At 63.9% G+C, this 15,065-nt stretch carries 12 protein-coding genes; 3 read left to right on the top strand and 9 right to left on the bottom strand.

Annotated features, from left to right (window positions below):
- Positions 1–55 precede the first annotated feature (55 nt).
- Positions 56–1,741, top strand: a complete 1,686-nt coding sequence (locus J7J50_RS10420; protein WP_215055820.1) for a hypothetical protein — start codon at positions 56–58, stop codon at positions 1,739–1,741.
- Here the strand turns inward: J7J50_RS10420 and J7J50_RS10415 are convergent.
- The 4 genes from J7J50_RS10415 to J7J50_RS10400 are packed head-to-tail and all read right to left on the bottom strand — an operon-like array spanning position 1,700 to position 6,491.
- The gene (locus J7J50_RS10415; RefSeq protein WP_215055819.1) at positions 1,700–2,923 is read right to left on the bottom strand and encodes an ABC transporter permease; all 1,224 of its coding nucleotides are present in this window, start codon (positions 2,921–2,923) and stop codon (positions 1,700–1,702) included. The two genes, J7J50_RS10420 and J7J50_RS10415, sit on opposite strands and share 42 nt — an antisense overlap.
- Positions 2,920–4,083 (bottom strand): ABC transporter permease, encoded by a 1,164-nt coding sequence (locus J7J50_RS10410; protein ID WP_215055818.1) that lies wholly within the window; start codon positions 4,081–4,083, stop codon positions 2,920–2,922. Before J7J50_RS10410 ends, J7J50_RS10415 begins: the two co-directional genes overlap by 4 nt.
- Positions 4,084–4,087: 4 nt before the next feature.
- A complete protein-coding gene (locus J7J50_RS10405) occupies positions 4,088–5,110 on the bottom strand; it encodes an HlyD family efflux transporter periplasmic adaptor subunit (protein ID WP_215055817.1) in 1,023 nt (340 codons plus the stop codon).
- Positions 5,100–6,491: a TolC family protein gene (locus J7J50_RS10400; protein WP_215055816.1), complete on the bottom strand. Its 1,392-nt coding sequence runs from the start codon at positions 6,489–6,491 to the stop codon at positions 5,100–5,102. The genes J7J50_RS10405 and J7J50_RS10400 overlap by 11 nt, the downstream gene beginning before the upstream one ends.
- A gap of 857 nt (positions 6,492–7,348) precedes the next feature.
- Here J7J50_RS10400 and J7J50_RS10395 point away from each other — a divergent pair.
- Positions 7,349–7,633 (top strand): Mov34/MPN/PAD-1 family protein, encoded by a 285-nt coding sequence (locus J7J50_RS10395; protein ID WP_215055815.1) that lies wholly within the window; start codon positions 7,349–7,351, stop codon positions 7,631–7,633.
- Positions 7,634–7,743: 110 nt separating this feature from the next.
- On the opposite strand, the gene J7J50_RS10390 is transcribed toward J7J50_RS10395, so the two are convergent.
- The 5 genes from J7J50_RS10390 to J7J50_RS10365 all read right to left on the bottom strand — a co-directional run bounded on the left by J7J50_RS10390 (position 7,744) and on the right by J7J50_RS10365 (position 12,607).
- Positions 7,744–7,962: a hypothetical protein gene (locus J7J50_RS10390; RefSeq protein ID WP_215055814.1), complete on the bottom strand. Its 219-nt coding sequence runs from the start codon at positions 7,960–7,962 to the stop codon at positions 7,744–7,746.
- 100 nt (positions 7,963–8,062) lie between these two features.
- Entirely contained in the window at positions 8,063–8,698 is a 636-nt protein-coding gene (locus tag J7J50_RS10385) for a 3'-5' exonuclease (protein ID WP_215055813.1), read from the bottom strand.
- Between the two features lie 684 nt (positions 8,699–9,382).
- Positions 9,383–10,372 (bottom strand): ABC transporter ATP-binding protein, encoded by a 990-nt coding sequence (locus J7J50_RS10375; protein WP_215055811.1) that lies wholly within the window; start codon positions 10,370–10,372, stop codon positions 9,383–9,385.
- A 1-nt stretch (position 10,373) separates the two neighbouring features.
- Positions 10,374–11,450 (bottom strand): iron ABC transporter permease, encoded by a 1,077-nt coding sequence (locus J7J50_RS10370; RefSeq protein ID WP_215055810.1) that lies wholly within the window; start codon positions 11,448–11,450, stop codon positions 10,374–10,376.
- Positions 11,447–12,607 (bottom strand): ABC transporter substrate-binding protein, encoded by a 1,161-nt coding sequence (locus J7J50_RS10365; protein WP_215055809.1) that lies wholly within the window; start codon positions 12,605–12,607, stop codon positions 11,447–11,449. Before J7J50_RS10365 ends, J7J50_RS10370 begins: the two co-directional genes overlap by 4 nt.
- 108 nt (positions 12,608–12,715) lie before the next feature.
- Between J7J50_RS10365 and J7J50_RS10360 the strand changes: the two genes are divergently transcribed.
- On the top strand, positions 12,716–14,797 hold the full coding sequence (locus tag J7J50_RS10360; RefSeq protein ID WP_215055808.1) for a TonB-dependent siderophore receptor: 2,082 nt from the start codon (positions 12,716–12,718) through the stop codon (positions 14,795–14,797).
- Positions 14,798–15,065: the final 268 nt, after the last annotated feature.

The raw sequence follows: 15,065 nt of genomic DNA, 5'->3' as shown, positions 1-15,065 counted from the left end.
CTTCGCCGCGGCGACAGCAGTGACAGGGGCGGCAACCTGCAACCGGAGTCCATCCATGCTGGAAATGCTCCATCCGGTCATCGCCTCGCCCGAGGCGTTGCTGTTCCTGACGGTCGTGCTGGGCGTGTTGCTCGGCCGCGTCAAGGCCGGCGGTTTCTCCTTCGGCAATGCCGCCGGAACCCTGATCGTGGGAACGATAATCGGAGCGATGGTCGGCACCGCCGCGCCGGAGATTTCACCCACGCTGAAATCGATCGCCTTCCTGCTATTCGTGTTTGCAGTGGGTTTCCAGAGCGGGCCGCAGTTCTTCGCTTCGCTGGGGCGGGCCAGCTTGCCGCTGGCACTGCTCGCGGTGGTCGTGGCGCTGACGGGACTTGTCACGGCGGTGACGGTCGGCCATCTCTTCCACCTTGGACAGGGGGATGTCATCGGCCTGACCGCGGGCGCCCTCACGCAGGCGGCAATGCTTGGAACCGCTTACGGCGCACTCGGCGGTTCCGGCATTTCCAGCAATGTCCTCCAGCAGGTACAAAGTCAGGCGGCGGTCGCCTTCGCGCTTACCTACACCTTCGGAACGCTTGGCGTCGTCTTGTTCTGTTCGCAGATCGGGCCGCGGCTGATCGGCGTCAATCTCAAGGCCGCGGCGCGGGAACACGAAACCGAACAGGAGGATGCATCCGCCACGGACGACCCGCTGCTGGACTATCGCTCGCTGGTGGCGCGGGTGTTTCGCGTCGGCGCGGCCCAGGGCAAGACCGTCGCCGAGGTGGATGCCACCTTGACGGGGTTGGCGGCCATCGAGCAGGTGCGTCGGGCAGGCGCCGCGCTTGCGCCATCTCCCGATCTCGAACTGCAGCGCGGGGATCTCATCGCCATCGCGGGCTATCAGTCGGCCATCGTGAAGGCTGCCCCGCATATCGGCGAGGAAATGCTGGCAGAGACACTGGTCAATGATCTTCTGGGACCCAGCGTGGATGCCGTCATCCACCCGTCCCTGACCGGAATCACCTTGCGGGAGGCCGCGCATAAGCTCGGCGCAGCAGGGCATGGCGTCTTCCTGCGCGGGATCCAGCGCCAGGCGCATGACATTCCCGTCACCGCGCGAACGGTTCTGCTTCCCGGCGATGTGCTGACGCTTGCCGGACCGGCCGAACGCCTGGATACGGCCTTGCCAGCCATTGGCATGCCGCGGAAGAAAAGCGACCGCGCTGATATCGCTTTCGTAGCAGCCGGGCTGCTGTCCGGCGTCCTGATCGGCCTGATCACCATCACCATTGGTGGGCTGCCCATCACGCTTGCCGCAGGCGGCGGCGCGCTGATGGCGGGGTTGCTGTTCGGCGGATGGCATGCGCGCCACCCGGACCGGGCCAACGTGCCGGTTGCAGCTACACAGATCATGTGGGACCTGGGCCTTGCCACCTTCTGCGCCTTGGTCGGCCTGACCGCCGGGCCGCAAGCCATGGCCGCGCTTGCAGCGGATGGCGTCACCATCCTTGTCGCGGGCTTGCTGGTGACGCTGGTTCCGCAAATCGCCGGACTATGCGTCGGTCATTTCCTGTTGCGCATCAATCCTGCGGTGCTCTTTGGAGCGTTGGCCGGCGCGCAAACCCAGGATGCCGCCATGCTTGCGGCGAGCGACGCAGCGGAAAGTCCGGTGCCCGCCCTGGGCTTCACGGTGCCTTATGCGATCGGCAACATTCTACTGACGATCCTCGGGCCGGCGGTGGTTGCGCTGAGCTGAGGTTCCATTGGAGCCCGGATTCGGCGGCAGGGCGGCGTCGCCTCCGTCCTGACCGACATCCCGCCGCGACAGCCACACCAGCGTGGTGGCGCACACGATGGTCAGCACAAACAAGTTGAGCATTTGTGGCAGGACATCGCCGAGCCGTGCGCCCATCTGTTTCAAGCGCACGAAGCCCTCGACACCCGACGTGCTCGGAAAGATACGCGCCAGCCATTGCAGCGGCATCGGCATCAGCTGGGTCGGCCAGGAAAACCCGGACAGGAACACGATGGGCAGCGAGGTGAACAGTAGCAACGGAATCACGTCGTCGCTGCGCCTGAAGCATTGCGCAAGCAACATGCCGAACATCGCCGAGGCGAACAGAAACAGCATCATGAACAGCGCTACACACCACAATGCACCTGCGACCGGCAGGTCGTAGAACGCGAAGATGCCCGATACGATCAACACGAACTGGCCCAGGTACAGCACGACCCAAGGTGTCGCGCGACCAAATATCCAGCCGATCCGTGCAAGCGCGCCGCGTGGAGCCGGTAGCCCCTTACGCCGCGCCTCGCACAGCATGCCCAGACCGATCAGCATCGTCTGTTGCAGGATCACCACAATCACTGCCGGCACCACGAAGCTTGCGTAACCGCCGCCCGGGTCATACAGACGCGCAACCTGGATGCCCAGCGGCGCCTGATCGGCGATGGCCCGGCCCGGCACGCCCGTGCGCATCGCCTCTGCGCCTACGCCGAGTTCAGCGCCGGTTTCGAGCACCGCCATGGTCGCCGCGGTGGCGACTTCACTGTAGGCGAGCAGATAGCCCGCATTCGCATACACGACAACCACGGGCGATTCGCCACGCAATGCCTGGCGCTGGAGTCCGGCTGGCATCTCGACGATGCCCAATACATCGCCGCGCTCCAGCGCTTGTTTCGCCGAACGCGGGTCAGCCGACCTATCGGCGATGTGGAGTTGTTCGCTTGCGTCGATGCGGCTGAGAAGTTTGCGCGATAGCGCGCTGTCGTCGCGGTCCAGCGCGTAGACCGGCAGTTCGCGATAGACCTGTGACGAGTACGGCGCGGGATAGATGAGTCCGTAAAACAGCGAAGCGCCGGCCAGGATCACGACGGCACCCGTCGTCCGGCGCAGGGCATCGATCTCGAAACGGATGCCGGCCAGGAACGACTTCACGCAGACGCCCTTTTCCGCCATGCTAACGCATGCGAGAACGCAGCGGCAAGCACCAGCACGATGGCAAGCACCAGCAGGTACGCGAACGTCGGCCAGGCAAACCGTGCATCGATGCGCTCGGTCACGAGTTGCGTCTGTAGCCGGAGGAACCAGGTTAACGGCAGGCATTCCCCATACAGCCGGGGCAGCAATGGCATTGCCGCAAGTGGAAACGTGACGCCCGAGAACGCGAGCGCCGGCGCAGACAGCACGCTGACACCGGAGTACGCCAGATGCGCCTGCAGCAGGCTCGACAACAAGGCGCCGAATGCGAGGTAGCCGGCGACCAGCACACCCCAGCCGGCGATCAACAGCCAAGGCGCCGACATCCATGGCAAGCCAAGCCAGGAATAGGCGCCGTACAGTATTCCCAGGCCGAATACGAACCACCAAAGCCAAGCCGGCACAAGCTTGCCCAGAAGGGCGGTCCACGGACGCCCGCGGGCCGCTTGCGACCATGCGCGCCGCCCATCTCCACGCTCGGCTGCGACCGTGCGCGCGCCATGCAGGAAGACAAAGCAATGCAGGGTACCCACAAGCAAAGCGATGCCGAGATAAGCGCCATAGTCGATGCCGGGATTGAACAAGGGACGGGTTTCGACGCGCAGTGGCTGTGCGGCCGCGGCCGCGGCCCGCATGGGCAGACCGCCGGCCATGCGCAACACGGCCGATTGCCGTCCTGCCGCGGTCAACACGACCTCCTGCACATCGCGCGCAATGGTGTTGGCCGCGCTCAACGATTGCTGGTTCAGCAGCAATCCGACCTGCGGGCGGCGCCCACGAAACACGTCGCGCTCGAAACCCCGCGGAATCTCGATGACAGCGTAAACATGCCCGCGCTCGACCGCGCTCTGCGCCTCATCGAGGGAGTCCGGATGCAGCATGACCCGAAGACCAGCCGCGGCATCGAGTTGACCGACCAGTTCCCGTGAAATCTCGCTGTGGTCGCGGTCGATCACCGCGACCGGAAGGTCGTGCGCAGTACGTCGCTGGAATATTGCAAGCAGCAGCACGCAAGCCAGCAGCGGGAGGCCGGAAATCAGCCAGAAAGTCACGCGATCGGCCCGCCAGAGCGCGAACTCGCGACGCGCAACCCGCCACGACGGCGAGCCGTCCGTCACACGATCACCTCGCCGCCTGCAACTGCGCGAGCGGCACGAGCACGCTCATGCCGGCACGCAATCCGGTTACCGGTTTGGCCGGGCGCGCACGCACCTCGAAACTGTGTAGATCGTAACTGCCCAAATCGCGCGTCGAACGCCAAGTGGCGTAGTCGCCAAGCACCGAAATGCGCTCGACCACGAAATCGACCCGGTCGTCTTCGCCGATGGCCGGAATCCGTGCGGTCAAACGCTGCCCTACCTTGAGTCCGGTCAACTGGTCCTCCCGTACGTTGAAACTAACCCACGGTGCGTCGCTTACTGCAAGGACAGCAACCGGAAATCCTGCCGCGACGATCTCGCCCTCGTGAATGAAGACATCGACTATTTGACCCGAAGCGGGCGCGCGGATGTGCGTCTCATCGAGTGCGGCTTCGACTTCCTGGCGCAAGCCCTTCGCTCCCGCGGTAAACGCGGCCGCAGTGTCCTTGTCCTCTTTGCGCAAGCCTTCTTGGATCAGCGAGAGCGTCGCCCGGGCCGCTTCAAGCGCTGCATCAGCCGAGCGACGCAACGCGATCGCCTCATCCAGACGCTGGTGCGGCACGACACCCTCCTTGAACAATCGTTGCATGCGCCCCTCGGTGGTTCGCATCAGCTCGGCCTGTGCGCGGGCAGTGGCGACGCCAGCCGCCGCAACCGATAATTCCTGTTTGCGCGCTCCTTCGTCGGCCTTGACCTGTTGGGCTTCAGCACCAGCCACAAGTGCGTCAGCCTGTTGGCGTTTGGCCTGAGCTTCGGGGCTGACGATCTCGGCAATCAGCGCACCGGCATCGACGTGCTGGCCTTCATCGACGTGTAATTTGAGCAAACGCCCCGGGTATTTGGCCGCAAGGTTGAGCTCGCGGAATTCGACCCGCCCTTCGATCACAGGCTCCTTCTGGCAGCCGGCCAGGACCAACAGAGCAATCAGCCATGGGGCGATGGCGGGCCGTGCCGGCACCTTAGCGCTTGGCATGCATTTATCGCGGCGACGCGCATCAGTACGCATTGGAATCGGCCTCCGAGTAATCCTGCGAGAAAACGCGTACGACTTCGTCGCGATGCCCGCTCGCGAGCATCAGCGTGGCCCAAGCCAATGCGTGATCGTAACGCGCGGCAAGTCGGCCGAGGCGGGCGGTCGCTAACGCGTTCTCGGCATCGACGACGTCGATGCTGCGGGTCTCACCCTCCGCGAATGCGATCCGCTGCATGCGCAGGCTTTCGCGCGCGAGCGCAACCGTGCGCGTGGCGACGTCGACACGGCGGATGGCATCCTCGCAATCGAGGTAGCGCTGCTGGATTATCAGTCTGATCTTGTTCCTGCCGTCGCGATGCAGAGCTTGTGCCTCCAGCAGCTTCGACTTCGCCATCGATAACCTGGAACGACGTGCTCCGCCGTCGAACAACGGCATGGCCACGGTGACCCCGACCGTCCATTCCGGCACCAACTCGGGCAAATGATAACTTTCGAGTTCGTAGCCGCCGACAAGCGCAACCGTCGGCCAATATTCCCCGTGCGCCGCGCGTACGCCCTGTTCGGCCTGTTCGGCGGCGGCGGCGATCTGACGCAGCACAGGGTTTGTCTGCAATGCCTCGCTTTGATAAGAACTCAGTGCCTCGACGCGCGGCGGCGTACCGAGTTGCGTCACCGGATCAACGTCGTCCTCCAAGCTCAACAGGCTGGCGAGTCCGGCCTTGGCAATTTCCAGCGCATGGAGGCGTTGCTGCCGGGATGTCTCGGCCTGGGCGAGCGCGACCTCGACCCGCATGCGATCGAGCGCCGCGATCTGCCCGTTCGCTTCGAGCGAGTTCGCATGGCGCAGGTGTTCACGCAGGCTGGCAACCACACCTTCTTCGACGGCCAAGGCTTGCATGGCGACACCGACGCCGTGATAGCGTGCGACAAGATCAAGCAACAAAGCATCGCGGGTCTCGTCGCGTGCGGCCTCGGTTACGATGATACCGGCCTTGCTGGCTTCGTTCGCCGCACTGATTCGCCCGCCGGTGAATATGGGCCAAGTGATCGTCGCCATCGCAATGCCAAACGTGTCCGGCTGGAGCACGGGGTTCGGGATCTTCGGCAATCTCGGGTCGAGATCGTGCAATATCAGATTGAGCAAGCCGAGGTCGAGTTCTATCGGATCGGATATCCGCGCATAGGTCGCGGCAACGCCAATGTTGGGATAGCGTAGCGCGCGGGCGCCATCGCGCATCGCCTGTGCGCCCTGATGCAACGCCTCGCGGACTTCGAGCTGCGGATGATCCTCAATGCGCGTCGCCGCATCAGGGAAGCTGATCGGTTTGCCCGCAAGGGCCATCGCCGCGGGAACAAGCCAAGCCAGCAAACCGGCATGGATGCGGGCGATCCGAAGCCCCATGTTCTTCTTCACTCCTACTCGCTCCGTCGCATGCGCCCCCCGCTAGCCGAGTATAGCCGTCGTGCAGGTCGCTGATGGCCACGCCGATCTCGGTGGCGGCGGCAGTCCGCGATACAAGCGGACGAGATCGAGATCACCGGGCACAACGATCGCCAGCAGGTCGCCGGCGACGTGGCCCGACTGGCGAATGCCATCGTCCGACGCCGCGATCGGGCGGCAGGTCTGCGTGTCGATCTGGAAATCTCGATCGCCACCGCATCAGCCATCGAGGCCACCGCGAGTGCTTTTGCGGAAGAAACGGCCGCCCACTCACGAAACTTCAAATAGCGAGGTGGATCACAGCAGCGCCGACAACTCGGTAGTAAATGAGTCGTGATCGACCAAGCCGTGTGTCGTCAGCCATGCACAGGGCTTTTTTCGCAGTGCCCGCATGCGGCCAGAGTTATATTCCTGGCGCTGGCGCTGCCTTGGGCCGCATCGTGAACATGATCAGCGCTCGCGCACTCAAGGCTTTGGCGAACCCGCCGACAAAGCCAACATGGCATTTCAGCGTTGGAAGCTTGGATCAGTTGGAAGAGCTAAAGGGCACATACCATGGCCCCCTCTGCCAGAAGGGCAAGACTTTATGGAATGCTTTCGAGACTGGCCCAATAACAATGATTGAGGGGTGGCTGTGGCATTGGCCGACGCTGGACGTCGAATTGATCGTGCCCCCATCCGTGGCTTTCGTTTTCGACACCCATCGCCAACGCTTTCTTCAAAAGGAGCGTGGCGGTCTACTCTTCGTTGACCCGCACGATTCCCGCGGCCTGATGCTGGCGTCAGCCTCCCCTGCGCACCCTGCCGACCGAGCCGGAATGTTTGAGTAGGTGATCGATGAGCAACGGGGACAAGCTGAGATCAAGGTCGCCAACGCGAAGGGCTTGCGATTGATAGGCTACTGGCACACGCACCCCCAGCGCGTGCCCGAACTCTCCGCAACGGATCTGGTCAGCTTTCGCACACTGGCGGCGCGCAATCCCATCGACCTGCCTTTGCCGGTCGCGGTGATCGTTGGTCGGTCCCCTAAAGAAGATGGCATACGCGCGTGGTCGATACGGTCGGAAGGGGTGATCCGTGCCGATCACCAACTTTTCCGGACGCCCCTAGGCTGAGGTTGCGCTGAGGTGTCGAGCCACAGCCCCGCTCAGTTTCCTGGACCTCGATCAACCACTAGGCCCTCTCTCGGTACAAGCACCTTCACGACAGGTTTGACACGACGGAGCTAGAAGTTAGACACGTAGGTAAGCCTGTCGTTCTTCCTAGACAAATCAAGAGCGAACGGCATCGCCCAGTTGTATAGGTCCCGGATCGTGTAGTCATCGCCTGGTGTTGCGCCACCATCAATAAGAGATTGCTCTATGTTTTTTGCCATGATGAGGACCAGATCCCCGATAGCATTGATGTCGTAATGTTTGATGTCGCAAAGAAGCGGCTTAGTCACGGAATTAACACCTGCGTTTTGGAAAACGCCGCATTCTAGCGTCTTCGACATCTCTTGCGTCTATCTCCACTCAGCGTTGACATTTTTAACCGCCCACAGCTTAAAGCTGATGCACGGCGATGCTCTCTGCGCCAGTACATGCAGGAAAGTTCGAACAGGAAAGAAACGGCCCGCGTGCCCCGTTCTTTTCGACCATGACCCCGCGTTTGCACTTGCTGCACGCCTTTATCTCCACCACCTCGCCGTCGACCCCAGTGATTTCAAGCCGCTGGTTCTCCACGAGCTCGGTGAGGAATACCGAGAATTGCTTCTCGACCGTGAACATCGCGACGGAGCGCCGCGCCCGCGTCAGCGCTACGTAGAACAGGCGGCGCTCCTCAGCGAGCGGGAATTTGTCTTCAGAGGGCATCGCGAGGGCTAATACCGGGTCTTCGCCACGCTCGTTCGGAAAGTCCCGCCGCGTCATCTGCGGCAACACGACGTAATCGGCCTCAAGTCCTTTCGGCCCGTGCATCATGTGGAAGGCTATCGTCAACTTGCTGCCGAAGCGCTTCTGCCAGTCGCTGGGCACAAAAACCTGATCCCTCTTGTAACGTCCCAGCACGAAGACTCTAACCTTGCCGTCCTTGCCCGGCACAGCGCGCCCCTCAGCTACCTGCTCGTATAGGCCTGACACATAATCGTCGACAGCACCCTTGATCTGGCGAGCTTCGGGCACTTGGAATGCTTGAAGCACGGGCCCAACCGAACCTACTTAGGTGAGCTGAAGCACCTCGATCAGTACTTCACGCAATGCCATCCCCCTATCATTAATGCGCAGGTATTGGGTGTATCGTCGCTTGGACTCTACATTTGCGCAGATCTGATCGGCCCGATCGGCTCCAATTGCGATCAGTGTCGATGGGCACGCCAGTTCACCACATGGGCACCAGCAAGTAGGAAGCTCCCAGCGATTGTGATGGGCACTTCTGATGCCTCCCCAAGAAGTTCCGAAGCTCCTAGCGCCAAAGCTGCCAAGCCCAGGATCGCGGCAATGGCTACACCGCTGCTGAGAGTCCCGTTTCGCCTGGTGCGGAGAAGAGCTGTCGCGGTTGTCGGTATCGCGAAGGCAACGAATGCCCAATGCAGCCAAGCTGCTTGAGTCCAGGAAGCTATCCCCGGTAGCACGGCGCTTAGTAGGGACATGGCGATGCAGTGGGTCAGACACAAACCCGAGAGCGATACGGCTGTGCCATCAAAAAACCGAGCGGAATACATCGCAGGCATCCCATTATATGCAATGTTATAACATAACATATACCTTGCCAGGAAGTAGCGTTCTCGGCCTACACGAACACTTCGATAGCCGGCAGGAGAAGCCCTGCAGCCGACTTAGATGTCGTCGACGGCGCTCGACGAGCAGAAGACGCCATCGCTCGACTTATATGCTCGGTTGAAGGGCAAGGGGCGCAGCAATCGCTTCCAATACCCCCGCAATCGACTCGGCTCGATGGCGTCCGTCGACCATCCATCTCCCATCCGCCAACGCGGCTATGCGATGAGTCGCCTCGCCGGGATCGGTCGTCACGCCGTAACCGCACCGGCGCAGGGAACGGATCAACCATTCGGTCGCCAGGTCGCTGCCTTCGACCTGGACGGTCCGGCTCGAAGCGACCGCGCTTTCGAATCGGCCGGAGCGCAGCGAGAAGGCGATGTTCTGCTGGTCGAACGCCTCGCCGATCGCCCCGGACAGGGCGACGTCCTCCGGCGTGCCATCGACGAAGCGCCCCTGGCCCGGCAGTAACCACAGCCGGTCGGCCGTTTGCAGCGACAGTTCCAGGTCGTGACTCGACAGCACGATCGCCATGCCTTGCTCCGCGGCGATGCGGCGCAGCATGTCGATGATCGTGACGCGGCTGGGCAGGTCGAGGAAGGCGGTGATCTCGTCCAGCAGCATCAGGTCGGGCTGTTGGGCCAGGGCGCGCGCGATCATGACACGCTGGCGCTCTCCGTCGCTGAGGCTGTCGACGGTGCGCGAAGCCAGATGCGCGCCACCGACTTGGGCCAGTGCATCGGCCGCGATGCTGCGGTCGTGCTCGGTCAACACGCCGGCCCAGCCGGTGTACGGCTGGCGGCCGATCTCGACCAGATCCAGCACGCCCAATGCGCCGACCTGCGGACGTTCGGTCAACACCACGGCGATGCGGTGGGCGCGTGCGACTCCGCGCAACGCGCGCACCGGCGCGCCGTTCAACCGCACCTCGCCTGCGGTCGGCGCCAGAAACCCGCCCAAGGTGCGCAGCAGGGTCGACTTGCCCTGCCCGTTGCGGCCCAGCAGGCAGACGAACTCGCCGGCCTTGATCTTGGTCGGCGGCAGCCTCGCCAGCGTCTTGCGGCCATAGCCGATGCCCAACTCGGTGGTGCTCAGCACCTCAGGCCTCCTGGGCGCGCAGACTGCGCGAGTTGAGCAAGAGCAGAATCACTACCGGCGCGCCGAGAATGGCCAGGATCGCGTTCAGATGCAGAAAGTGCTGGTTCCATGGCAGATGCACCACCAGGTCGGCCACGAGCGCGAGCAGCGCGCCCAGCAGCAGGGTGGCCGGGATCAATGCGCCTATGCGCGCCGAACCTATCAGCCCGCGCGCCAGATGCGGGGTGATCAGGCCGATGAACGCGACCGGTCCGCATAACGCGGTCACCGGAGCGGCCAGCAGGATCGTCGCCGCGAGCACTAGGCGCCGCAGCCGCGGCACGTTGACGCCAAGGCTTTCGGCATAGGTTTCGCCGAGCAATAACGCAGTCAGCGGCTTGGCAAGCCAAACCGCCAAGCCCAGCCCGACCAACAGCGGCGGCAGCAGGGTCGCGAAATCCGGCCAGACGATCGATGCGAAGGTCGCATCGTTCCAGGAGGAGAAGACGCGAGACTGGGTCCGGTTGGTGAAGTGCAACAGCACGCTGATCAGGCCCTGCGCCAGGAAGCCCAGCATCAGGCCCAGCACGAGCAGGGTAACCGTGCTGACGCGGCGCGCCATCGACACCATCGACAGGGCGACGCCCGACATGCCCAGGACCGAGCCGGCGACGATGCCCACCCCGGCCAGCCCGGCGATCATCTCCAATGCCGCCGGGCCGACGACCGCGCCGGCCACCACCACCAGCGCCGCGCCGAACTGGCCGCCGGCCATCAAGCCGAGCGACCAAGTGTCGGCAAGAGGATTGCGGAACAACGTCTGCATCAACAGTCCGGCCAAACCCAGCGCGCTACCGCCGACCAGCGCCGCCAGCACGCGAGGCAGGCGCAATTCCACGACGATGCGCGATTCGTTGCTGGCCGAACCGAACTCGGCCAAGCCCCGCACGACCTGCAGCGGCGACAGCACCACCTGGCCCACTGCCAGGCTCGCGATCAGCGCCAACCCCAGGACGATCAGCAACGTGGCCACAGCGAAGTAAGGCATCGGCGAGCGGCGCTGCGCGGGCGACGGCATCGCCAAGGGCGCGGCGCTCACTGGTAGCTTCCCTGCGGCAGCGGCTTCAAGAACCGGAACGGCTCGTCAACCAGATCGGGATGCAACGCCTTGACGAAGTCGGACAAGACCCAGTCGGGTCGCACCAGAGCGGTCTGGTACCAGTCGTAGGCGTTTTCCCTCGCCGCCGTGCGGCCGGTGTTGCCGTACAAGCGCTGCTCGCGCCACGCGCGGAAGCCTGGCTCGATGGTCGAATTCCGCGGCGGCACCGCATGGATGTCGCCGATCAGCCAGACATCGGCCTGGTTGCTCAGCGGCAAGATCGTCTCGGTCGAAACGATGTCGGCCGAATCCTGGCCCGAGGCTTCCGCGCGCGCCATCAGGTTGATGCCCCCGGCATCGGCGATGTAGCTGGCCTCGATGCCGCGAACCGTGGCGATCCATCGGTCGGCGCCGTTCGGATAGGCCCATAGCACCCGGGTCTTCGGCCGGTTCGCGGTCAGCGTTTTCAGTTCCGCCACCCGCGCTTCCACCTCGGCGAAGATCCGCTCGGCCCGGGCTTCGGTGCCGGTCAGGATGCCGTACAGGCGAATCCATTCGGCGCGCGCCAGATAGCTCGATTCTTCCTCGGCCAGCGTCGGCAGCACCGCCAATCCGAGCGATCGCGCGCGGTCGAGCACGGGCGTGTGCGCGGGGTCGCTTACGCGCATGAGAAACACGTCGGGCTTGGCGACCAGTAATACGTCGAGGTTCGGCGGCGAATGCCAGTTGTAGCCGACTTGGCCGATCTCACCGGCCTTGGCCTTGCGGCGGATGTCGTCGTCGTACGACCCCAGCCCGCCCACCGCCACCAGCCGGTCCTTGACTCCGAGCTGGCCCAGGAACGCTTCGTCGGACCCGGCATTGGTCGCGATCCGGGCCACCGGAGTACGGATCACCGTGGCCTCGCGCAGGTCGCCGCGCAGCGCGGGCGCGGGGCCGTCCGCCGGGGCCAACACGACCGTCGCCGGCCGCTCGCCCGCCGCCTGCGACGGCGGTATGAAGCGTGCGACGACGAAGCCGCCGCGGCGTTCGAGCGTCAGGCGCTGCGCGTGGCGCAGAGCAATCGCTTGGCCGGTTTCGGCAACGGCAGCGGGGATTGCGGTATCGGCCGGCGCGGCGCGATCGCAGCCGCACAGCACGACCGCCGCCAGCGCCACGCCGAACCCGTACGAGTAGTGATTCATCGATCTCCCCGGTCCCATGGAGCCACAGGGCTCAATCTGTGATGGAATGTTATATCGTTTTATCAAAGGCTTCGAGTCCTCATGCGCAATCCCCTGACGACGGCGGTGTTCCCGCCGCTAGTGCTGGCCGTTGCCGCCGCCGCTCCCGCCTCGGCTCAACCAAGCAGCGGTACCGATTCGGCGACCGATCTGGACGCGGTGACGGTCTACGGCCGCCCACTCGGCCGGATTCCCGGAGAGACGGCGACCAAGACCGGCGCTGCGTTGCTGGAGACGCCCTTCTCGGTGAACGTCGTGCCGCGCGAACTGCTGGACCTGCGCAACGTCTCCAACATCGGCCAGGCCGCCGAAACCATCGGCGGCGTGCAGCGCACCATCGGGTTCTCCGGCAACCAGCGCTTCCGGATTCGCGGCTTCCAGGCCATCAGCACCCTGCGCGACGGCTTTCGCCAAAGCGTGTCCCAACCGGAAATCGAACTTCAGGGCGTTGAGAGCATCGAGGTGCTGAAGGGCCCGGCATCGGCGCTGTACGGCCGCTTCGAGCCCGGAGGCGTGATCAATTTCGTCTCCAAACGCCCAAAGGAAACCTTTGCTGCCGAGGCATCGGTCACTGCCGGCTCCGACGACTATCTGCGGTTAGGCATGGATCTGGGCGGACGCTTGACGGCCGACGGCGCCTTGCTGGGCCGGCTGAATCTGGCCCACGAGGACGCCGGAAGCTTCCGCGACGGCATCGACAATCGGCAGAGCTTCGTCTCCCCCGTTCTGGAGTGGCGGCCGGACGACACCACTCGTCTGCTCGCGCGCCTGGAGTATCTGGCCCGCGACGCTGCCTTCGATCGCGGGCTCGGCAACAACTCCTTGTTCCTACGAGTTCCGCCGAGCCGCAATTACGGCGAACCGTTCATGCGCATCGGCAAGGAGCAATGGAGCGGCAGCCTGGAGTTCGATCGCCTGCTGGGCGCCGACTGGCGCGTGCGCCTGGGCGCGTTCTGGTCCGACGTCGAAGTGCCGCACGAGAAATTCTTCAACTACGGGTTCCCACTACTCGACGGCACCGCGATTAGTCGCAACTTCGTCAGCTACCGCGAGCGGCAGAAGGATGCGACCGTGCAAGCCGAACTCTACGGAAGCCTCGGCACCGGGCCGATCCGCCATCGCCTGCTGATCGGCGCCGAACGCAGCATCGACCGCCTGGCGTATCTCGACGGCAGGATCGCCTATGGCAATCCGATCGACCTGTACCGGCCGGTATACGGCACCAAGCCCCGCAACTACCTCGACACCGGCGATAGTCGCTACGAGTTCGACACCGCCGCGCTGTACCTCCAGGACGAAATGTCATGGAAGCGCTGGCGCCTCTTGCTCGGCGGACGCTACGAGCGCACCGACACACTGTCGTTCTACACCGGCGGCGTCGACCCCGCCGTCACCCGCCGCGACCGGCCGTTCTCGCCGCGCGCCGGCCTGTCCTATCTGGCGACGCCCGATTTGTCCTTCTATGCGAGTTGGGCGCGCTCGTTCCGCAACGAAGCCGATGCGGGGCTGCTGGAACGCGGGATCATTCCCAAGCCGACCCGCGGCGAGCAGGCCGAGATCGGCGTGAAGTCGATCTTGATGGAGGGCCGCATGGAGGCCACCGTGTCCGCGTTCGATCTGCGCAAGACCGACGCGGTGGTGTCCGACCCGGTGGACTGGAACTTCGTGATCCAGGCCGGCGAACTGCGCTCGCGCGGCATCGAGGCCGAGGTGTCGATGCGACCGTCGGATGCATGGACGCTGGTCGCCTCCTATGCGTTTACCGACGCGAGCATCCTGGAAGACACCAATGCGTCGATCGTGGGCAATCGCCTGGCCGGCGTGCCGCGCCATCAGGCCAGCGTGTGGACTTCATGGGCGTTCGAGGGTGCACTGTCCGGCCTTACCGTCGGCGGCGGCATATTCCACGGCGGCAAACAGGCAGCCACCACCTCCAACAGCTTCTTCCTGCCTTCTTACACACGGCTCGACTTGAACGCCCGTTACGCCTTCGGCAAGCATCTCGACCTGCTGGTGAACCTGGACAACGTCACCGACGAGCGCTACTACATCACCGGTGGATTCTCGCAACTCTACCCACAAGCACCCCGCTCCGTCCGCCTTACGTTGACCAGGCGTTGGTAGAAATTATGATTATTCGGCCAGCCTATAGAAGAGAGTCGAAACTTTCACCCTATTTTTCCAGGATCGGTCACAAGGCCTGAGTCCACCTTGCTGCGTCACGAGTTTCTTGCATCGACGATTGACGTGCCGGTAGCGCCATGGCCCATCACACCTGTCAGCCATCTGGCCGCTGCGTCACGAGTTTCTTGCATCGACGATTGACGTGCCGGTAGCGCCATGGCCCATCACACCTGTCAGCCATCTGGCCAACGCCAGCTTCATCGCCATC

The organism is Lysobacter sp. ISL-50 (genome assembly GCF_018612875.1).
Taxonomy (GTDB): Bacteria; Pseudomonadota; Gammaproteobacteria; order Xanthomonadales; family Xanthomonadaceae; genus Lysobacter.
The sequence above is the reverse complement of the archived record's forward strand: the minus strand, read 5'-3'. Positions and strand labels throughout refer to the sequence as shown.

What these genes read in the sequence shown, in the direction of transcription:
- J7J50_RS10420 (WP_215055820.1), top strand. Translation starts at nt 56, where the DNA reads ATGCTGGAAATGCTCCATCCGGTCATCGCCTCGCCCGAGGCGTTGCTG.
- J7J50_RS10405 (WP_215055817.1), bottom strand. Translation starts at nt 5,110, where the DNA reads ATGCGTACTGATGCGCGTCGCCGCGATAAATGCATGCCAAGCGCTAAG.
- J7J50_RS10360 (WP_215055808.1), top strand. Translation starts at nt 12,716, where the DNA reads ATGCGCAATCCCCTGACGACGGCGGTGTTCCCGCCGCTAGTGCTGGCC.